Source organism: Oligella sp. HMSC09E12 (assembly GCF_001808505.1).
GTDB lineage: Bacteria > Pseudomonadota > Gammaproteobacteria > Burkholderiales > Burkholderiaceae_B > Oligella > Oligella urethralis.
In genome coordinates this window covers 48,807-68,328 of record NZ_KV793599.1, presented here as the reverse complement: position 1 = coordinate 68,328, position 19,522 = coordinate 48,807, and the positions used below count along the sequence as shown (strand labels likewise).

Below are 19,522 nucleotides of genomic sequence, written 5' to 3'. Positions count from 1 at the left end.
ACACACTAAGCCTAAAGCCGGTTTTAGTCGGCGCTTAGTGAATATCTTGTTAAATTAGTTTAAACTACAGGGATTTACTAATCCTAATCTCAGCATCCAATCTGTGCCTTTACAAGAAATAAAAACACCTGCCCGCTTAACTGCGCCCACAACGCGTAAGCTACCTAGACAAACCTTACTCTGGGTAGGCTTAGCCTATGTGCTGTTCGGCCTATTTTTCAGGGACGCTTGGAAAACCGATGATGCGGTCGGCTTAGCCAGCATGTTGCGAGCGATCCATGACGGCGGTGCGTATTTTATGGCGCCTTATATTGGTGATTTACCCGCCGTTGAACAGGGCCCTTTACTGCTCTGGATAGGCGCAGCCTTTGAAGCCGTTTTCAGCCCACTCTTTGCTTTATGGCTAAATCCCTTAGAATCGCAAATTGCCGCAGTGAAACTGGCGAATTTACTGTACTTTTATATTGTGCTGTATGGCATTTGGTATGGCTGCTATTTATTAGCGCGTCGCCCCGAATGTCAACCCATGCCACTACCCTTTGGCGGCGATCCGGCACCACGTGATTACGGGCGGATGTTGGCAGATTGTGCCTTTTTATTCCTCATTGCCTGCTTCGGCATCCTGATGCGCATGCATGAGACCAGCTTTATCCCCCTACTGATGGCCTGCCACGCCCTAGCCTTTTACGGCTTTGTGCGTATTTTAGAGCTGCCTAAGCAAGCCTTATTCTTCTTAATTGCGGGTCTCAGTGGTAGCTTTTTTGCAGCCGGATTGATTGGTGTCTTTCCGCTCGTCCTTAGCGCTCTGATGCTGCTGTTTTACCCACACTACAATCATCAGCATAAACGGATACTGCTCATTGCACTCCTCATTAGTCTTGTCCTGGTAGGTGCTTGGTTATTGGCTATCAAATCTCAGCAACCCGAGTGGTTTAGTGCCTGGTTACAGTACAATCAAACGGCCTTTAGCGGCTATGGGCGTGACTTTTTAAGCTCACTCCGCGATTTAGCTTGGTTCCTTTTACCGCTTTGGCCCTTTGCCCTCTATAGCTTATGGCAATGGCGTTATTACTTTGCCGCACCGCATATCTTTATCCCAACCATCTTGAGTGCTGCTAATTTCGTTTTATTACTTCTGCTAAGTAATAGCTTTGAACCGGAATACGCACCGCTGGTGATACCAATGACCATACTAGCGGCGATGGCGATACCAACCATACGTCGTCACCTAATTAATGCCTTGGATTGGTACTCAATCATGGTCAATAGCTTAGCCATTGCCGTGATTTGGTTGGGTTGGATTGCCTTATACTTAGGCTGGCCAGCTAAAATTCACGCCAATATCACTCGCTTAGTGCCGGGCTTTGAAATTGAAATCCGTTGGTGGGCAGTGATTTTCAGTATGGTGGTGACAATTTTATGGTTTGCGGCGATTAACTGGCGCTTAAGACTCAAGCCCGAAGCGCTGTGGCGTGGCGTGGTGCTATTTGCCATTGGCCTGACTGCCTCTTGGCTGATTATCGTGGCACTATGGATGCCGGCGGTTGACTATAACCGCAGCTATAAATCCGTGGCCTATGAGCTCGCTGATGCGGTGCAAGCCCATGTTAAGAACGGCGAATGCATCCGCAGCGTGGGCGTTGGTCAAGGTCAATCAGCGCTATTTTATATATATGGGCAAACGATCCTCACCAAGAATGATGATTGTGAGTGGCTACTAACGCAAACCAATGAAAAGCGCCGTATTGGCCTCGATCATCTTTATTCCCGCTTGCCTGCCGCCGACCACTTAAGTAGTGGGGTCACGCTATGGCAAGGCAGTCGTGATAGCGATCGGCATGGTGAGTTATTCCGTCTCATTTCCTTGCCTGCACCGTTTTAATCATTTAAGCTCAACGAGTTTTACGTGTCCACGATTAATAAGCCCACGATCGTCCGCGATCCAGCGATTGAGCGAGTGGTGACGCTCGCAGCAAAAATTCTACGCCAAGTTTGGCCGATTCTTATCAGCCAATGGGTCGGGGTAGCCTTTGCCATCATTGATAGTGTGATGCTGGGTAACTTCAGTGTACAAGCCTTACAAACCATCTCGATTGCTGCCTCTATCTATGTCACCATCGTGATCAGCCTGATGGGCGTGATTCATGCCCTAATCCCGATCTGCGCTCAAACCATTGGCGCCAACAAACTGCATGAGGTGGGTGAGTTATTTGGGCAAGGGATTTGGATGTCGCTGCTTATCACCGTGATCGGCGCTATCGGCCTCCTCAATCCAGATTTTTTAATCAATTTAGCAGGCGAGCTATCACCTGAGGTACGCGCTGATGTTGCCAGCTACCTGCGCTACACCTTTTATGGCTTACCAGCAGCGCTGATGTTTCGTGTGGTTTATTCGATTTGCACGGCCAGTCAACGAGCCAGCACGGTGATGTATTTAAGCGTGGCCAGTTTACCCTTAAAGTTTTTTATTAACTGGTTATTGATTTTCGGTCATCTAGGATTTAGTCAAATGGGTAGTGATGGCGCTGGTATTTCCACCGCCGTCGTTTCTTGGTTCCAGCTAGTGGTTGGACTTTTACTGTTATTGCTTGACCCACACTATCAACGCTATCGACTACGACTTTCACGACCAAAACCGCATATCATCGCTGAAATCTTGCGTTTAGGTATTCCCATGGGCGCCTCCTATTTAGTGGAGATCTGTGCCTTTACCTTTATTACCTTGTTTGTGGCGCGTGAGGGTGCGTATGTATCCGCCAGCCATCAGATTTTATTTAATCTGATTTCTTTCACCTATATGATTCCAATGTCCATCGGCATTGCCACCGCAGCGCAGACCGCCCAAGCCCTCGGCGCCAGACAATGGGAAGTGGCACACCGCAGCGTGTTAGCGGGCTTTGCTTTGGCCATTGCAGGCTTCATCCTCACCATCGCCCTGGTGCTACTGATGAAAAACGAGATTATCGGGCTCTACACCCAGGATCCACAGGTCGCCTTGATTGCCGGCGGTTTATTAAGCTTCTTCCCCGTGATTCATTGCTGGGATGGCTTACAATGTCTCAACACCTACGCCCTACGCGCCCATCGCATTGCCACCGTACCCTTTATCTTACAAACGGTCTGCCTACTCGGCATCGGTATCGGCATCGGCTTTTACTTCGGCTTTGGTGCAGGCAAAGGCCAGCTTGCGTTGATTACCCAGGTCTTAATCCCTCATTCCACCACGGGCTTGGCTAGCCTCTGGTTAATGAATGCCCTCAGTTTAATGGTTTGTTCATTGGTTTTACACAGTTGGTATTGGTATGTCTACAAAAAAAACAAGGTTTAGCATTCCCTTTTGGCTATATATTATGGCAGCTTTAGCGATTGTGGGACCAGCCTCGATTGACCTGTACCTGCCAAGCTTTCCAGTGATTGCAAGTGACTTTGCGGTACCGCAAAATCGTGTGGAATTGAGCGTCTCCGCCTTTTTATTTGGACTGTCTTTTTCACAAATCATTGTCGGCCCCCTCACCGACCGTTTCGGTCGCAAAGGGCCGCTCATGGTCGGTGCACTACTCTATTTAGTGGCTAGTTTAGTCTGCTCCTTTGCACCCAGCTTTGAGTTTTTACTGATAGGACGTGCTTTGCAAGCTATGGGCGCAGCCTGTTTTATGACCATTTCCCGAGCGGTGGTGCGCGATCACTACAGCACCCAAGAGGCCGCCAATGCCATGACCCTACTCATGCTACTCACTGGCATGGCACCAGTGGTGGCACCCATGATTGGTGCCATACTGGCGAGCTTTAGTAGTTGGCGCGGGCTATTTATGATGCTCGCCACCTATGGCTTGATTAGCTTTTTACTGGTGGCTTTTTGCTTTAAGGAGTCCCTACCTAAAGAAAATCGTCTACACATCAGCCCCGCCCTTATCGCTAAGAACTATGTGGAATTGCTTTTTGACCGTAGCTTTATCGGCTTTTCACTGGCAGCCGGTTTCAGTATGGGGGCAATGTTTGCCTTTATCGCTTCCTCCTCCACGGTACTGATGGAAACCTTTGCCTTAAGTCCAAATCAATTTGCGTGGAGCTTTGGCATCGTAGCCTTTGGCCTGATGATAGGCTCCCAAAGTTGCGGCTTTTTATTACGTCGCCATATTCCTGTCTTGCTACTCTATCGCATCGCAGCCTACTGGACCGTGGCGGTGCTAGCGCTTGGCGTAATCTTATCACTCAGCGGCAGGGTCAATTTAAGTGTTTTTATGGTGGTGATGTTTAACTTTACCGTCGGCCTTGGCATGATTAACCCTACCGCCCCCATTCTCGCTTTAAAAAAACAAGGCCATCGCCTAGGCATGGCTTCCGCCCTAACCGGCGCCACACTCTTTTTATTCGGCACCTGCTCCAGTGCCATTGTCAGCCATTGGCATACGGGGACTGAGCTACCCCTATTTGCAACGATGCTACTCTTTGCGCTGTTGGCATTATTCTTCGGGCGCGTGGTCGCAAGCGTTAACTAAGTCAGACGGTTGTTGTTTAAAACCCGCGGTTAGGCAGGTTTTTGCGCTTTGATGGGGTATTTTTTGAGGAAAAGACGAATAAGTTATTGATTTATGCCAAAAATCAAGCTATGATGCTAGGTTCCATAGTGGATGCTATGGGCTCTAAGAAGGCCGGCTTGGGCCAACAACCAAGCCTATAAATCAACGATGTAATTAACGAGGTAATTCACATGGCTAAAGTCTGCCAAGTCACCGGTAAGCGCCCTATGTCCGGTAATAAAGTATCACATGCGCAAAACAAAACTAAGCGTCGCTTCCTGCCTAACCTTCAGTCCCGTCGTTTCTGGGTAGAGAGTGAGCAGCGCTGGGTACGTTTACGTATTTCCACCAGTGCTTTACGCACTATCGATAAAAAGGGTATTGATGCCGTTTTAGCCGAAATGCGCGCTAATGGTCAAAGCGTTTAATCGCCGGTCATGCATCATAGAATTTAAATTTAAAGGAACATATCATGGCTAAAGGTATTCGCGAAAAAATCAAATTAGAATCAACTGCCGGCACAGGTCACTTCTACACCACCACTAAAAACAAGCGTAACACGCCTGACAAGATGGTATTTAAAAAGTACGACCCAGTTGTACGCAAGCACGTTGAGTACAAGGAAACCAGACTTAAGTAGTCCTAAGTCTCAGGGTTTTAAAAAAGCTTCTCATGGTTATTGAGAAGCTTTTTTTATGGGCAAGCTTTGCCAAGGAGATAGCCCACCGTGCATCAGAGGGAGGGCTAATCCATCATCGCATCCTAAATTGCCTTAGTTCGTTTCAGCAACCAGTCTTTTGCCTCACCCGTAACATAGGGTGATAAACGCTCACGTACCTCAGCATGATAGCTGTTGAGCCATGCTCGTTCCGTCTCGGTGAGCAGTGCCACATCAATACAACGTGTGTCGATGGGGCATAATGTCAAGGTTTCAAAGCGCAAAAACTCACCGAACTCGGTCTTGTAAGCGCTTTGGTTTAGCACTAGGTTTTCAATCCGTACCCCCCATTGACCGGTGCGATAAAGACCCGGCTCGTTCGAGGTGATCATACCCTCTTTCATCTCCGTATGCGCTCGACCAAAGCCATAGTGCGAAATCACTTGTGGCCCTTCATGTACATTCAGAAAATAGCCTACCCCATGACCGGTGCCGTGACCAAAATCTAAACCATGTTGCCATAAAGGCAATCGTGCAATGGCATCTAGATTCGGCCCCGGCTCATTGACCGGAAACACCGCCATCGATAGATTCACCATCCCCTTTAACACCAAGGTCACGTCTTTTTTATGGGCAGCAGTGATCGTGCCAATCGGTACCACCCGGGTAATATCCGTTGTACCATCAAGATATTGCCCACCGGAATCGATGAGCAATAAGCCATCACCCTCCAACATCGCATGGCTCTCAGGCAAGGCACGATAATGCGGTAAGGCGCCGTTAGCATTAAAGCCGGCAATGGTCGCAAAACTGGGACATACAAAATCCGGCTGCCTTGCGCGCGCCGCTGTAATCAAGCTATCCACATCCAGCTCAGTCAGCTGCTCCCCCGCTTGCAGGCGCCGTTCAAACTCCGCAAAGAACTCACATAAGGCGGCCCCGTCTTTTTCCATCGCATGACGGATATGGGCAATTTCCTTGGCAGTTTTTTGGGCTTTAAACCCTTGCGATGGGTTTAATCGCAATTGCACTTGCTTCATATAGGGCTGTACGATAGCCCATGCCGTACGCGCCGGATCAATCAAGAGTGAGCAGGCATCGTCTGCCAACTGCGCTGCTAACACCGCTTGCACCGCCTCATAGGGTTTAAGCACCACCCCATCGTGCAGCAACTGTTGCTTCAGTTCGGGCGAGAGCTTTTGCTCATCCACAAATAAATAGGCATCCGCTTCAGAAAGCAACAGGTGTGACAAAAAGACCGGATTATAGTCTACATCACTACCCCGAAGATTTAAGAGCCAAGCAATATCATCTAAGGAGGAAATCAGATGCCAGCTGGCGCCAAGCTCCTGCATGGCCTGACGCACACGACCGATTTTCTCACGCCGTGGTGCACCCGCAAAACGCTCCTCATGCTCGTAGATCGGTGCTTGCGGTAGCGGCGGACGCGCAGTCCAAAAGGCGTCTAATAATTCCAAATCCACCTGCATCGCTAACTCAGCTGCGGCAAACTGCTGCTCTAATTGCTGTGCTTGCGCGACGCTAAGGGCCATGCCATTCACCCCCACCACCTGAGCGGGTGAAAGCTGTGCGCAAATCCACTGCTCAAGACTTGGCACTCCCTTAGCCCCTAGCTTCATCAGCTCGATACCAGAGCCCTGTAATTGCGCTTCCGCCTGTACCCAATAGCGACTATCCGTCCACAACGCTGCTTGCTTTTGTGTCACTGCCATAAAACCGGCTGAGCCTGTAAAACCGCTTAAATACTCACGTTGTGACCAATGCTCGGGCAAATACTCGGACAGATGGGGATCGGCTGAATAAACTATCCAAGCCGACAGGCCATGTGCTGCCATGCGCTCTCTTAAAGCCTGAATTTTTTGTGGAACTGTTAAAATCTTCATATAGTTACTAGCTAATATCGTTTCGAACTAATTTCTATTGTAAAGGATCAACGTCGTATGCGTTTATTCATTATTATAGGGGCCATCTTCGGCTTCCTCGGCGTGGCCTTAGGCGCCTTTGGCGCACATGGTCTAAAGCAGATAGTGGGCACTGAGCAATTAGCGGTTTGGCAAACTGGGGTGCAATATCAGATGTACCACAGTCTAGCGCTCCTAAGCGTGCCATTACTAGCCCTTAACCTCGTGCACCCAGGCATTGCTCGTTGGGCGGGCTGGGCTTTTGTGCTAGGTGTGTTGCTATTTTCAGGTAGTCTTTATGCCATTGTACTGCTAGGTGTCAAAACACTGGGTTTGATCACACCCATTGGTGGCCTATTTTTTCTAGCGGGCTGGTTATTATTACTCGTGGCGGCTATCAAACAATAGTCCCTCACCAACACGGCGGTGACCAGTATCCCTACCAACCACCGCCGCTGCGATTACGCACTAAGTCTAGCGCTGAACTAGTTTAGCCCGGAAATTAACTTCACACCGGTTTTGTCTTGAATCTCTTCAAAGCTCACCTCTGGCGCCAGCTCGATCACCTTGAGTCCTGCGTCAGTCACCTCCATCACACCGAGGTCAGTGATAATCATATCGACCACGCCCACACCGGTTAGGGGTAAATCACATTCAGGCAGGATTTTTTTAGAAATACTGCCGTCCTTGCCCTTGGCCACATGATCCATCACCACGACTACACGCTGCACCCCGGCCACTAAGTCCATGGCACCGCCCATGCCCTTAACCATCTTGCCCGGGATCATCCAGTTAGCTAAATCCCCCTTTTCAGAAACCTGCATGGCACCCAGAATCGCGAGGTTAATTTTACCGCCACGAATCATGCCGAAGGAATCCGCAGAAGAAAAGAAAGAGGAACCGGGAATGGTGGTAATCGTCTGCTTACCTGCATTAATCAAATCGGGGTCCACCTCGTCCTCTGTCGGGAAAGGACCAATACCTAATAAGCCGTTTTCAGACTGCAGCCATACCGTAATATCCTCTGGTACGTAGTTAGACACGAGGGTCGGGATACCGATACCTAAATTTACATAGAAGCCGTCTTCTAATTCTTTGGCCGCACGAGCAGCCATTTGATCACGAGTCCATGCCATGTTAATACCTCCCTATCCTAAGCCTGACGCACGGTGCGTTGTTCAATACGTTTTTCTGGATTGCTATTTACCACGATACGATGCACAAAAATACCCGGTAAATGAATTTCATCTGCATCGAGCTCACCGACCTCGACCACTTCCTCTACCTCCACAATGGTGATTTTGCCGGCGGCAGCAACGTTAGGGTTGAAATTACGGGCAGTCTTACTGAAAACGAGGTTACCACTGCGATCTGCCTTTTGTGCTTTGACCAGTGATACATCTGGCACAATCGCGGTCTCTAGAATATAACGCTTACCATTAAACTCACGCTCTTCCTTGCCCTCAGCCACTAAGGTACCCACACCCGCTGGGGTAAAAAAGGCAGGAATACCAGCGCCACCAGCGCGTAGACGCTCAGCCAAGGTACCCTGAGGATTGAACTCAAGCTCTAATTCACCGGATAGATATTGACGCTCAAACTCCTTATTTTCACCTACATAAGAGGCGATCATCTTTTTAATTTGGCGCGTATTAAGCAACATACCCAAACCAAAACCGTCGACACCGGCGTTGTTACTCACGCAGGTCAAGTTCTGCACACCTGAATCACGCAAGGCTAAAATTAAGGCCTCGGGAATACCGCATAAACCGAAGCCGCCAATGCCAATGGTCTGGCCATCAGCAACAACACCCTCTAACGCAGCGGCGGCGCTTTCAAATACCTTATCCATATCTCTCCTAGTTAACCCGATAAGTGGGGAATTTATTATTGGTGAATATTGTCAATGCTACACCAAAACCGGCGCAGCACGTACTAAAATCCTTTGCGTAACTCATAATTCTAGCAAAGCCTAAGCACAATACAAATGCGCAATAATCCCTAGCATAGAATGCCATTTGCCACCTGTGAGGATTTTATCAGCTCATCTTAGCTTAACAAACGATTACGATTTATCCTTTAAGTGACAGAACAATGTAAAATAATAAGTTTAACTAGTGATATTCTTTCATATATTTGACATCAAAATACATTTAATCAGGGAGTAGAGGCATGAGTGAACGTGAATCCATGGAATTTGATGTAGTGATCGTCGGCGGTGGTCCAGCTGGTCTAGCCACTGCGATTCGTTTAAAGCAGTTAGCGGCAGAGGCTGATCAAGACATTGAAATCTGTGTGGTCGAAAAAGGTGGTGAGATTGGGGCGCATATTTTATCCGGCGCCATCATGGATCCCATCGCGTTAAATGAGCTTATCCCTGACTGGAAGGAGCGCGGAGCCCCGCTCACAGTTGAGGTGACTGAGGATCAATTTTTATTTCTCAGTGAAAATGGCGCTAAAAAAACACCGGACTTTCTCTTACCCCCTAACTTTAAAAACCACGGCAACTACATTGTACGTTTAGGTGATGTCACCAAATGGTTAGGTGAGCAGGCGGAGGAGCTAGGAGTCAATATCTTCGCTGGTTTTGCTGCAACTGAGGTACTTTACGATGACAATGGCGCAGTAAAAGGCATTGTCACCGGTGATATGGGTGTTAATCGCGATGGCACGCATTCTGACAACTATACCCCCGGCTACGAGCTACTTGCTAAATACACTGTCTTTGCCGAGGGTGCGCGTGGTCAATTGGGTCGTCAACTGATTGCCAAGTTCAATTTAGACAAAGACGCCGATCCGCAGAGTTACGGTATCGGCATTAAGGAGATGTGGGAGGTTAAGCCAGAACAGTCTAAGCCTGGTCTAGCCATTCACACCTCGGGCTGGCCTTTAGATAGCAAGACCTATGGCGGTACTTTCCTCTACCACTTGGATAATAACCTCGTGGTCGTTGGCATGGTGGTGGGTCTAGACTATGAAAACCCGTATCTATCACCGTTTGAGGAGTTTCAACGCTTTAAAACACATCCGAGCATTCGTACCACCTTTGAGGGTGGTAAGCGCATTGCTTACGGTGCGCGTGCGATTACAGCGGGCGGTTTATTATCGCTACCTAAGTTGGTATTCCCGGGCGGCGCCTTAGTGGGCTGTGATGCCGGCTTCCTTAATGCCTCACGGATTAAGGGAAGCCATGCGGCCATCAAATCGGGTAAGCTCTGTGCCGAAGCGATTTTCGAGGCCCTTAAAGGGATTGATCAGAGCGTCGAAAACCCAGTTTATCCGCAGTTGGATGCCTATCCTAAGGCCTTTGAAGCCTCTTGGCTACACGAGGAGCTCAATAAGGCGCGTAACTTCAAGCAATGGTTTAAAAAGGGTCTATATGTCGGTGCTTTAATGACCGGTATTGAGCAGTTACTCTTTAAAGGGAAAATGCCTTGGACGATTCACCGCAACAAGGCTGATCACGAGTGCTTAAAACCTGCCGCTGAGTGCACTAAGATTGACTATCCTAAACCTGATGGCGTGTTGACCTTTGACCGCTTAAGCTCGGTCTTTTTATCCAATACCCACCACGACGATAATCAGCCAATTCACTTAACCCTCAAAGACGCTAGTGTGCCTGTGCGTGTCAATCTAGCAAAATACGCCGGTCCAGAGCAACGCTATTGCCCTGCCGGGGTGTATGAGTTTACCAAGGACGATCAGGGCGAGGATCAGTTACAGATTAACGCGGAGAACTGCGTACACTGTAAAACCTGTGATATCAAGGATCCGACGCAAAATATTGTGTGGGTAGCGCCACAAGGAGGCGAGGGTCCGGTGTATTCGGGTATGTAGTTAGCGCTTTGCCTTAGTTCGGTTAGGCAGCGCTTGCGCTTAGCTCACCAGAGTAGCCATCTGATGGCGGGTTCATCCCGTTCTCACATCAGATGGCTTTATTTTTTGCTGCAGGTAGCGAGCGCCATCAATTCAATCAAATCGAAGCGACGCGACACGATTAATTTCAAGCACTTATACAACACTTCTTAGAAACCACCTCACGTGTTACAAAAAAGATTTTTAAACTGTGGGGCCTTGATTATGAGCTGATGCTTTAGACTTCAATCAATGGCGCTAGATACTTTAAATGCGAATTATTCTCTTCCAGACTAGGTCTTATATGGCTCTGCAGCAAACACAATTAGTTTAAACTTGGATTTAGCAACAAATACGCCTTGTTTTGAGCTTAAGTTTTATTACATCTACGATAATAACAACCTTGCGATTTACAATTTAGTAGGACAAAACCTCATCTAATGCCTTGTAACTCCTTGGAATTTTATATAAAATCTTACTACTTGCTCGCAAGTGAAAACCTTACTATTCTAATTATATTGTTACCTTTTTTTGTGATATGGCTCAATTAAACTTTGCAAAATCACACGGGTTTCAGGTTTTCTGCCAAAAATTATTTGTAGTAACTGGATTTATTGCAGGACTGACGTTTAGTAGCGTCACTATGGCAGATAATCAGAAGGACGTGATCGGTGACTTGATTATTCAATCAAGCATCAAACAAAGCGCTGTTTCTATTAACAATACCCCCGCTTCTACTGAGTGGCGTGCTGACTTAAATGACCCCATCGGTCAGTTACTCAGCCAGACTAAAGCTGATCTAGGTAGTAAAAACGCTGCCGTACAGCTAAGCACCCCAACCACCGCTTCTGGTGAGTTAGCGCAAGCTGCGCTTAACTACTTAGGTGTTAGATATCGTTTTGGCGGTACCTCGCCTAGCAGTGGCTTTGACTGCAGCGGTTTAATTCACTACATTGCGAATAAGCACTTAGGCATGGAGATTCCACGCGTGGCCGCTTCTCAGGCGCAATTAGGCACGGCTGTTAAGCGCAGTGAGTTGCAGCCCGGTGATTTGGTATTTTTTAATACCCGCGGTGCCCGCAATTCTCACGTTGGCGTTTACTTAGGCAATAACGAGTTCGTGCATGCCCCCCGTTCAGGTGCCGTCGTTCGTGTCGAGAAAATCAGTTCCTACTGGGATAAGCGCTGGAACGGCGCCCGTCGTTTAAGCGGTACTAAGACTCACTTCTAGACGTCTAATTTTAGCGGTGCGATAGACCCTATCGCCTGATACAGAAAAGCAGCTCCATATCTTCTGATGTGGAGCTCTTTTTATGGGCGCATAACGATGACGCCCAATCAAAAAAGCCTCCGAAATTTAGCTGAACAAAGCCAAATTCAGAGGCAGAAAACGATAAATATAAAAACTAGTTTGAATAAATAAGCTGCAGGCTGGGAGCCTCCTTGATAAAGAGGCTGACACTCGCCTGAGAGCCGTCAAGCGGTGTGTCGATGCGCAGTCCGAAACAATTCCAGATCACAAAAAGTAGCATCAAACGGCTAAACCACTTTTGAAATCTTAAAGCGCTAGTCATCCCACACCTCCTCGCTTAGTGACGAGCTTGTTGTAGCTCAGGTCGATTAGGGCAGGTCGCGCAGGCCGCTTTAAAACCACAGCGCGCTAGGGCCTCCTGCATACTGCCTTTAGAACGGCGGCAGCAGACAATCTGCACGCCAGCCTTTTGCGCAGCGCAACGGTAGGACTTCATCACATTATGACCTAGAAAATCGGTCAATAAAATGACTAAACTAGTGCCACTCGGCAATTGATCCACACGCTTTTGATGCGATACCTCACGACCACTAATATGATGCTTAACTTTAATATTGTGCGATTTTAAAAGATCGGTCAAATTACCTAAACGGTCCGCACCCACTACTAACGCTCCAGTCATAACATTCTCCTAATTCATTTATAGCTAAAATCAATCGCATAAATGAATTATAGATGATAATGATTCTCATTTGCAAGCGTTATGTCGTATTGACCTAGACTGTGTAGGGTTTTTAGAGCGCACCGCCCTAGCACTCAGACAAACTAAGCCAACATATCATCTAAGGCATGGCGAGAAATCTTTTGACTGCTACACATGGTCACGAACTCATACAGGTAATCACGCACAAACACACCCTTTCTAAGTCCTAGACGCGTGGTATGACGGCCGAATAGATGACCTACCGGAATTTGGATCAAGGCCGCATCACGCCCTGGGTCAAAAGCCATGCCAGCAATAATGCCTAGCCCCATATTCAAATTTACATAGGTTTTAATCACATCGGCATCGACCGCCTCTAAAATAATATCCGGCACCAAACCATGTTCGGCAAAGACACGGTCGATGGTGGTACGACCAGAAAAAGCACGGTCATAGGTAATCAACGGATACTGCTGAATCTGCTCCAAAGTGATATTTTTTGCTTGTGAGGTTGTTAATTGACTAAGAGGATGCTCACTACTCATCACTAACACATGCTCCCACTCATAGCAGTCAAGCGTCACAATATCACTCACTTGCGACAGAGTTTCAGTAGCAAACGCAATATCGATTTCGTCGTGCAGCAAACGATTAGCGAGCTGTGGTGGATCACCCTCACTTAAACTAACACGGACTTTAGGAAATTTTTTGGTAAATTCAATCAGAAATTTCGGCAAAAAATAACGCGCTTGGGCATGGGTACAACCAATGATCAAACTACCCTCGTCATTTTCCGCCAGATCATCGCTTAAGCGCTTTAAATTATCGACCTGACGCATAATATCGTCAATGATGACGCTCACTTGCTGACCGGCCTCAGTCAAGCCACGCAGGCGCTTACCGTGGCGCTCAAAAATAGTAATACCAAGCTCATCTTCCAACTCAATAATCGCTTTGGAAACACCGGGTTGTGAGCTGTAAAGCTGCCTTGCTGCCTCGGTTAAATTAAAGTTTTGACGAATGGTTTCTCGTACAAAACGAAATTGCTGTAAATTCATACAATGGTCGCTCCACTAACATCTCAGCTCAATTCAGTAAAGCATTATATTAATATGATTTTTTCTTATAATACACATTAAGCTTATAACGTATGAATATATAACAACATCATCATAGCAGCTACACCGTCGGCGCCTCAACTAGCGGTGGCTTAGGCTTTTTCACCCGTATTTGACGCCAAAAGAAATACACGCAGAGCATGGTCGCCAGTAAATTAAGCCCTAAGGTCCCCTCAAAAAAACCGACCGTGCCGTTAGCAATCCAACTACGCATCAGATTCAGTAAATTCATATAGAGTAGCGCCACCAAACCGGCAATCACCAGATTAATCGAGCGTCCCATCCGCGGATTCACCGCTCCTAGAGGTATGGCAAGCAGCGCCAAATTTAAGGCAGCAATGGGCATCGATACCCGCCACATAATTTGCCCGTCACTCTTAGGCTGGCGGTCGTTAATTAAATCAACAAAAGGACGCGCCTTTAGACGTGATAACACCGCCTGCCGAATCGCCTCTTCACTGCCGGCATCAGCCGTTTTAATCTGCATGGTAAAGGAGTCAAAATGCGTCATTCGAAACTCGTTCGATTCATTGCGCATATCGTAGCGATTGCCAGGACCCAAATCAATAAAACGTCGTCCCTGCTCATCCACCCGATAATCCGCATGATCGGCGGTAATGGTACTGCTCCAGCCATCATCCTCGGTGATACGGGCAAAGACCCTACCCAAACCGCTCTCTAAGGTCTCATCTTGTTCAATAAAAAAGACCCGTGCACCATGCTGCGTTTCAATAAACTGACCGGTAGCAATTTTAAAAATATCTGAACGTTGCTCAAAGCGCTGACGATACTCTTCAATTTTGGCATAGGCCCATGGCGACACCTGAATCGTCAATAAGCCAATCAGCGCACAAATTGGTAAGGCAACACGTAATACCGGTTTAAGCCAAGTGATTAAGGAGATCCCGCTGCTAAACCACACGACCATCTCATTTTCCCGATAACTGCGGGAAACGGTAATAATCACAGCAATAAATAAGGTCACTGTTAAAATAGTGGGTAGCGCTGTCACGCTGGAAAAGGCCGCAATCCCTAGGACGATATCCGAACCAATGCTGCCCTCTGCTGCCTGGCCCAATAACCTAACCAACAACACACTGAGCCAGACCACCATCAAGGTGGACATTACCACCCCGGCGTGACTGCTTATTTCGTTAACTGCTGAGCGTTTGAATAGCGACATAGAGATTCTTAAGCGATAATAACTAACACAATGAAGTTTTAATTATAAGGAATAAGGACAGACAAATGGAATTTAAAGTACAGCAAGCAAAGTCATTTGAAGAGATCAAGACCGAGGCCTTAATTGTCGGCGTTTATCAGGAGCAAGCACTTGGTCTTGCGGCTGAAGCCATCAATAAGGCTTCGAAAAATGCCATTGCCCCACTATTAAAAAAAGAATTTAAAGCCACCCTGGGCAGCAGTCTGGTCCTACGCCATCTTAAAGGCGTGGAAGCCGAGCGCATCGTCCTAATCGGTCTTGGTAAAAAGGAAGATTACAATGCGAAGGCTCTTATCAAAGCGCATGAAACGCTGGCTAAGCTATGCAATGAGCTAAGCCTAGAAAAAGTGACCAATACCTTATTATTGGAAAAGGTGACGACGCTCCCCCTAGCCAAAGCCCTTAGATTAGCCACACGTACCCTTGAAAATGCGCAGTACAGCTACACCACCACCTTGGGCAAAGAAAACAAAAAGAACCAGGATAAGCCTACGCTAGAGCAACTGGTATTTCTACTCGATGATAAGCATGATAAAGCCATGGATAAGGCCATTGCTGAAGGACAAGCGATTGCTCGCGGTATGGCATTGACGCGTGAACTAGGTAATTTACCGGGTAATATCGCCACTCCTAGCTACCTAGGTGAGCAAGCTAAGACACTTGCTAAAAAATACCAATCACTGAGCGTACAGGTGCTAGAGAAAAAACAGATTGAAGCGCTTAATATGGGCGCTTTCCTATCGGTTGCCGCAGGCTCTGATGAGCCACCACGCTTTATTATTTTGCATCATAAGCCTAAAAAAGAGACTAGCACCAAAGCCCCCATCGTCTTTGTGGGCAAGGGTGTCACCTTCGATACTGGCGGTATTTCATTAAAACCAGGCGCTTCAATGGATGAGATGAAATGGGATATGTGCGGTGCGGCTACCGTCTTAGGCCTGTTTAAATTTATCGCTGAGATTGAGTTAGAGCGCGAAGTCGTCGGTCTCATCCCTGCCACCGAAAATATGCCTAGCGGTCACGCCACTAAACCGGGTGATGTGGTCACCAGTATGTCTGGGCAAACCATTGAGATTCTGAATACCGACGCAGAGGGTCGCTTAATTTTATGTGATGCCTTAAGCTACGCCGAGCGCTTTGAGCCGGCAGCAGTGATTGATATTGCCACCTTGACGGGTGCTTGCGTGATTGCCCTTGGTAAGGTCAATAGCGGTCTTTTTGCCAATCATGAGGAGCTCAGTGCAGCCCTGCAGCAAGCGGGTAAAGATGCCTGCGATACAGCGTGGCCAATGCCTTTGGACGAAGAGTATCAGCAGCAATTAAAGAGCGATTTTGCTGATATGCAGAATATTGGTGGTCGTGACGCAGGCGCCATCACAGCCGCATGCTTCCTGGCACGTTTTACTAAAAAGTATCCATGGGCGCACTTAGATATTGCGGGTACGGCATGGGATAAAGGTGGTGCCGCTAAGGGCTCCACTGGTCGTCCCGTACCTTTATTAGCCCAGTATTTATTGGATAATCATTAATCGTAGGAAATGGCCATGAGCGTTAGGGTGTATTTTGCGTTTGGGGTTCGACATCGCATTCAACAAGCGGCACTGACGGCTGCCAAAAACTATCGCTCGGCCAAAAAAATCCTGGTTTATAGTTCTGAGCAAAAGCGACTGGATGGCTTCAGTCGCATGCTCTGGGATGTTGCGCCGACTGCCTTTGTGCCACACGAACAAGTAGAATCTGCGGCGCATTTAGCGCAACTCATCCATGAGGACTGGGGGCACGAGCAGCAGCCAGCGCCCGTGCTGTTAGTGCAGGATTCGAGTTTACTGGCTGCTAGTGAGCTCGCTGCCATTGCAGAGGAGGTGTGGCTACTCAATCTTGATTTGGCCTGTCCGCCGCATTATGCGCAGTTTGCCTGTGTCCTCGAAATTGTTTCCGAGCACGAGCAGGATAAGCAATACGCCCGCAATCGCTGGAAGCACTATCGCAACGATGGCGCCAATCTAATTGCACACCAAATGACTAGCAATTAAAGGAATCAAGTCATGAGTTCATTTTTTCGCAAACGTCCTCCTTATGAACCGCGTGAAGCACCAGCCAAGCAAACGACGCAAGAGGATGTGATAGCAGATGACTATCCCGTTGTCAGTCCATCAGAGGCCGTTGAGGATTTCCCAATTGTCGGTCCGGCAGACGAGGATGCACTCGATGACTTCGATGTGGAGATACCGACCTTAAGCCCGGCAGCAGCTGAGGTTGAAGCCGATAGCAGAGCCAGTGCCGTGGAGCCTGCCCCTATGCCGGTAGCCAGCACCAAAAGAACCTTTCAGCCGAGCAATAAGTTACGCTTAGCCGAGGCACCAGCGTGGGTACAAGCGCAAGCGCAGCAAGCTGCTGAACTGTCGCTTAGCGCCTCTGACGCGACTAATCGCTCTAATCACACACCCCTCCAATTACAAAATGCCATTCAAGTGATTATTAATAATGAAATGGCAGAGGCGGAAAAGCGCATTAAGCAAAAAGTACTGGATGAATTAGCAAGCTATTTTGAAAATCGCTAGTTTTTTTCATTAAACTTTCATCAATCTAGGGGAACATACTAACTATTAGCTTGTCTATTGACACAGATTTCAGTTTTTTGTAAGCTTTTAACACGACGTGATTTTACAGTATTTGCCACTCAAAAGCTGTTATTATCTGCCTATTTCTAAGTTATCTATTTAGCGTTTCTTTGGAGAATCCATGAATCAATATCAACAACCTACTCAGTACCAGCAGCAAAGCACCGCCGGTGCCGTGGTGCGCAATCGTGTACTGCGTAATACCTACATGCTATTAGCCATTTCCATGATCCCCACCGTCTTCGGTGCATGGTTAGCGCTTCAGTTGGGTCTCAATCAGTTACTCAGTCCAGGCATGTCTACCATCGTCTTTTTTGCCGGTGCCTTTGGTCTGATGTTTTTAGTCGAGCGTAATCGTAACAGCGCTGCCGGTGTCGGTTTCCTGCTACTATTTACCTTCTTTATGGGGATCATGCTCTCACGCATGCTAGGCTTTGTGCTCAGCATGAATGACGGTGCCAATTTGATTATGTTGGCCTTTGGCGGTACGGCAGCGATTTTTGCGACGATGGCTACGATCGCCAGCACCACCAAGCGTGACTTCAGCCATCTACACAAAACCTTGATTATCGGTGCGGTGGTACTGATTGTGGCGGCTATTGCGAATATCTTCTTGATGATTCCAGCCTTGACCCTCACCATCTCGGTATTAGCAATCGTGATCTTCTCGGCCTTTTTGCTGGTTGATATTCAGCGTATTGTACAAGGCGGTGAGACGAACTATATCAGTGCTACCCTCTCCGTTTACCTAAGCCTTTACAATATCTTTGTGAGCTTATTAAGCATTTTAGGTATCACTAACAACGACTAATTGCAGCTTGCTGTATACAAAAACACCGGTATCGCAACTAAGTGATACCGGTGTTTTTATTGGTCTAAAAGTAATAATGCCGTAGCAAGGTCGCCACGCCTAACAACAAAAAGAGAATACAGGCACCAATACGAACTTGTTTAAAGGGCAAGAGCTTCATCAAATACGCCCCCAAATACACAACGGGCACATTCGCTAGCAGCATTCCGGCGGTACTCCCCACTAATACCATTGAAAAGTTCTGGTAGTTAGCGGCAAGCAGCACCGTAGCAATTTGTGTTTTATCACCAATCTCGGCAAAGAAAAACAGTATGGTAGTCGCGACCAATGCCCCCACTGCATATACTTTTCATCAACCGCATCGTCTTTATCGGGAATTAATAACCACAGACCCACGGCAATAAAGCTAATGGCCACAATCCAGCTTAGGTGAGTTTGATTAAGATGCTCGGCAATCCACATGCCGAACCAAGCAGAAACCGCATGATTCAATACGGTAGCGATAAAAATACCACAGACAATGGCGAACTTGCGTGCGAACACAGCAGTGAGAAAAAGGGCCAATAACTGTGTCTTGTCACCGACTTCGGCCAAGGCGACGGCTAAGAATGAGGCGATAAAAGCGTCCAAGCTAAACTCCTAAGCAGTGGGCAGATACGATAAAAGACAAACACAAAACCGCCCACTCGCAAGCCTTGTGTCTGTCTTAAGTCTCGTTAATCTGCTCACTAGGAGCCGGTAAGCTCTCATGCGATAGATGCTGTCACCATGCCGAGATAATGGCAAATGTGTTGATGACCGCTTCGTAGGAAGATACGACTAACTACTCCCCTAAGAACG

Annotated in this window: 20 protein-coding genes; 12 read left to right on the top strand and 8 right to left on the bottom strand. The window is 47.7% G+C overall.

Going from position 1 to position 19,522, the window contains the following annotated elements:
- The first annotated feature begins 103 nt into the window (after nt 1-103).
- From HMPREF3179_RS09000 to rpmG, 5 genes are all read left to right on the top strand, one after another.
- Nucleotides 104-1,882, top strand: coding sequence for an ArnT family glycosyltransferase (locus HMPREF3179_RS09000; RefSeq protein WP_070470803.1), 1,779 nt, complete (start codon nt 104-106; stop codon nt 1,880-1,882).
- A gap of 24 nt (nt 1,883-1,906) precedes the next feature.
- Nucleotides 1,907-3,328 (top strand): MATE family efflux transporter, encoded by a 1,422-nt coding sequence (locus tag HMPREF3179_RS08995; RefSeq protein WP_083290743.1) that lies wholly within the window; start codon nt 1,907-1,909, stop codon nt 3,326-3,328.
- A gap of 22 nt (nt 3,329-3,350) precedes the next feature.
- Nucleotides 3,351-4,499, top strand: coding sequence for a multidrug effflux MFS transporter (locus HMPREF3179_RS08990; RefSeq protein ID WP_070470801.1), 1,149 nt, complete (start codon nt 3,351-3,353; stop codon nt 4,497-4,499).
- Nucleotides 4,500-4,711: 212 nt separating this feature from the next.
- Nucleotides 4,712-4,948, top strand: coding sequence for a 50S ribosomal protein L28 (gene rpmB, locus HMPREF3179_RS08985; RefSeq protein WP_018026392.1), 237 nt, complete (start codon nt 4,712-4,714; stop codon nt 4,946-4,948).
- A gap of 44 nt (nt 4,949-4,992) precedes the next feature.
- Entirely contained in the window at nt 4,993-5,160 is a 168-nt protein-coding gene (rpmG, locus tag HMPREF3179_RS08980) for a 50S ribosomal protein L33 (RefSeq protein ID WP_018026393.1), read from the top strand.
- Between the two features lie 122 nt (nt 5,161-5,282).
- Here rpmG and HMPREF3179_RS08975 read toward each other — a convergent pair whose 3' ends face one another.
- A complete protein-coding gene (locus HMPREF3179_RS08975; RefSeq protein ID WP_070470799.1) occupies nt 5,283-7,082 on the bottom strand; it encodes an aminopeptidase P family protein in 1,800 nt (599 codons plus the stop codon).
- A gap of 57 nt (nt 7,083-7,139) precedes the next feature.
- Between HMPREF3179_RS08975 and HMPREF3179_RS08970 the strand changes: the two genes are divergently transcribed.
- Nucleotides 7,140-7,508: a DUF423 domain-containing protein gene (locus HMPREF3179_RS08970; RefSeq protein WP_070470796.1), complete on the top strand. Its 369-nt coding sequence runs from the start codon at nt 7,140-7,142 to the stop codon at nt 7,506-7,508.
- Between the two features lie 77 nt (nt 7,509-7,585).
- Here the strand turns inward: HMPREF3179_RS08970 and HMPREF3179_RS08965 are convergent, their stop codons facing one another.
- Complete coding sequence (locus tag HMPREF3179_RS08965; RefSeq protein WP_018026396.1) at nt 7,586-8,236, bottom strand: 3-oxoacid CoA-transferase subunit B; 651 nt, start codon at nt 8,234-8,236, stop codon at nt 7,586-7,588.
- A gap of 17 nt (nt 8,237-8,253) precedes the next feature.
- Nucleotides 8,254-8,952 (bottom strand): CoA transferase subunit A, encoded by a 699-nt coding sequence (locus HMPREF3179_RS08960; protein WP_018026397.1) that lies wholly within the window; start codon nt 8,950-8,952, stop codon nt 8,254-8,256.
- A gap of 320 nt (nt 8,953-9,272) precedes the next feature.
- Here HMPREF3179_RS08960 and HMPREF3179_RS08955 point away from each other — a divergent pair, with 320 nt between their 5' ends.
- Nucleotides 9,273-10,937: an electron transfer flavoprotein-ubiquinone oxidoreductase gene (locus tag HMPREF3179_RS08955; protein ID WP_070470793.1), complete on the top strand. Its 1,665-nt coding sequence runs from the start codon at nt 9,273-9,275 to the stop codon at nt 10,935-10,937.
- Between the two features lie 661 nt (nt 10,938-11,598).
- A complete protein-coding gene (locus HMPREF3179_RS08950; RefSeq protein WP_018026399.1) occupies nt 11,599-12,186 on the top strand; it encodes a C40 family peptidase in 588 nt (195 codons plus the stop codon).
- Nucleotides 12,187-12,544: 358 nt separating this feature from the next.
- On the opposite strand, the gene HMPREF3179_RS08945 is transcribed toward HMPREF3179_RS08950, so the two are convergent.
- The 3 genes from HMPREF3179_RS08945 to lptF form a co-directional block, all read right to left on the bottom strand.
- On the bottom strand, nt 12,545-12,889 hold the full coding sequence (locus HMPREF3179_RS08945) for a DUF2325 domain-containing protein (RefSeq protein ID WP_018026401.1): 345 nt from the start codon (nt 12,887-12,889) through the stop codon (nt 12,545-12,547).
- Nucleotides 12,890-13,032: 143 nt separating this feature from the next.
- Complete coding sequence (locus tag HMPREF3179_RS08940) at nt 13,033-13,968, bottom strand: CysB family HTH-type transcriptional regulator (RefSeq protein ID WP_018026402.1); 936 nt, start codon at nt 13,966-13,968, stop codon at nt 13,033-13,035.
- 121 nt (nt 13,969-14,089) lie between these two features.
- Nucleotides 14,090-15,211, bottom strand: coding sequence for an LPS export ABC transporter permease LptF (lptF, locus tag HMPREF3179_RS08935; RefSeq protein ID WP_048766975.1), 1,122 nt, complete (start codon nt 15,209-15,211; stop codon nt 14,090-14,092).
- 65 nt (nt 15,212-15,276) lie between these two features.
- Between lptF and HMPREF3179_RS08930 the strand changes: the two genes are divergently transcribed.
- The 4 genes from HMPREF3179_RS08930 (at nt 15,277) to HMPREF3179_RS08915 (ending at nt 18,682) form a co-directional block, all read left to right on the top strand.
- Complete coding sequence (locus tag HMPREF3179_RS08930) at nt 15,277-16,779, top strand: leucyl aminopeptidase (protein WP_036559014.1); 1,503 nt, start codon at nt 15,277-15,279, stop codon at nt 16,777-16,779.
- A 15-nt stretch (nt 16,780-16,794) separates the two neighbouring features.
- Nucleotides 16,795-17,283: a DNA polymerase III subunit chi gene (locus tag HMPREF3179_RS08925; protein ID WP_070470792.1), complete on the top strand. Its 489-nt coding sequence runs from the start codon at nt 16,795-16,797 to the stop codon at nt 17,281-17,283.
- A gap of 12 nt (nt 17,284-17,295) precedes the next feature.
- A complete protein-coding gene (locus HMPREF3179_RS08920) occupies nt 17,296-17,811 on the top strand; it encodes a hypothetical protein (protein ID WP_070470789.1) in 516 nt (171 codons plus the stop codon).
- A gap of 181 nt (nt 17,812-17,992) precedes the next feature.
- The gene (locus tag HMPREF3179_RS08915; protein WP_018026407.1) at nt 17,993-18,682 is read left to right on the top strand and encodes a Bax inhibitor-1/YccA family protein; all 690 of its coding nucleotides are present in this window, start codon (nt 17,993-17,995) and stop codon (nt 18,680-18,682) included.
- A 64-nt stretch (nt 18,683-18,746) separates the two neighbouring features.
- Here the strand turns inward: HMPREF3179_RS08915 and HMPREF3179_RS12525 are convergent, their stop codons facing one another.
- Complete coding sequence (locus HMPREF3179_RS12525; protein WP_246824428.1) at nt 18,747-18,947, bottom strand: TMEM165/GDT1 family protein; 201 nt, start codon at nt 18,945-18,947, stop codon at nt 18,747-18,749.
- A complete protein-coding gene (locus tag HMPREF3179_RS08910; RefSeq protein WP_246824426.1) occupies nt 18,905-19,312 on the bottom strand; it encodes a TMEM165/GDT1 family protein in 408 nt (135 codons plus the stop codon). Before HMPREF3179_RS08910 ends, HMPREF3179_RS12525 begins: the two co-directional genes overlap by 43 nt.
- Nucleotides 19,313-19,522: the final 210 nt, after the last annotated feature.

Excerpts from the sequence above, each read along its gene's own strand:
- HMPREF3179_RS08915 (WP_018026407.1), top strand. The coding sequence starts at position 17,993 with ATGAATCAATATCAACAACCTACTCAGTACCAGCAGCAAAGCACCGCC.
- HMPREF3179_RS08955 (WP_070470793.1), top strand. The coding sequence starts at position 9,273 with ATGAGTGAACGTGAATCCATGGAATTTGATGTAGTGATCGTCGGCGGT.
- HMPREF3179_RS08925 (WP_070470792.1), top strand. The coding sequence starts at position 16,795 with ATGAGCGTTAGGGTGTATTTTGCGTTTGGGGTTCGACATCGCATTCAA.
- HMPREF3179_RS08970 (WP_070470796.1), top strand. The coding sequence starts at position 7,140 with ATGCGTTTATTCATTATTATAGGGGCCATCTTCGGCTTCCTCGGCGTG.
- HMPREF3179_RS08945 (WP_018026401.1), bottom strand. The coding sequence starts at position 12,889 with ATGACTGGAGCGTTAGTAGTGGGTGCGGACCGTTTAGGTAATTTGACC.
- HMPREF3179_RS08960 (WP_018026397.1), bottom strand. The coding sequence starts at position 8,952 with ATGGATAAGGTATTTGAAAGCGCCGCCGCTGCGTTAGAGGGTGTTGTT.
- HMPREF3179_RS08940 (WP_018026402.1), bottom strand. The coding sequence starts at position 13,968 with ATGAATTTACAGCAATTTCGTTTTGTACGAGAAACCATTCGTCAAAAC.
- HMPREF3179_RS08950 (WP_018026399.1), top strand. The coding sequence starts at position 11,599 with ATGGCAGATAATCAGAAGGACGTGATCGGTGACTTGATTATTCAATCA.
- HMPREF3179_RS08975 (WP_070470799.1), bottom strand. The coding sequence starts at position 7,082 with ATGAAGATTTTAACAGTTCCACAAAAAATTCAGGCTTTAAGAGAGCGC.
- HMPREF3179_RS08920 (WP_070470789.1), top strand. The coding sequence starts at position 17,296 with ATGAGTTCATTTTTTCGCAAACGTCCTCCTTATGAACCGCGTGAAGCA.
- lptF (WP_048766975.1), bottom strand. The coding sequence starts at position 15,211 with ATGTCGCTATTCAAACGCTCAGCAGTTAACGAAATAAGCAGTCACGCC.
- rpmG (WP_018026393.1), top strand. The coding sequence starts at position 4,993 with ATGGCTAAAGGTATTCGCGAAAAAATCAAATTAGAATCAACTGCCGGC.
- HMPREF3179_RS08965 (WP_018026396.1), bottom strand. The coding sequence starts at position 8,236 with ATGGCATGGACTCGTGATCAAATGGCTGCTCGTGCGGCCAAAGAATTA.
- rpmB (WP_018026392.1), top strand. The coding sequence starts at position 4,712 with ATGGCTAAAGTCTGCCAAGTCACCGGTAAGCGCCCTATGTCCGGTAAT.
- HMPREF3179_RS08990 (WP_070470801.1), top strand. The coding sequence starts at position 3,351 with ATGGCAGCTTTAGCGATTGTGGGACCAGCCTCGATTGACCTGTACCTG.
- HMPREF3179_RS08930 (WP_036559014.1), top strand. The coding sequence starts at position 15,277 with ATGGAATTTAAAGTACAGCAAGCAAAGTCATTTGAAGAGATCAAGACC.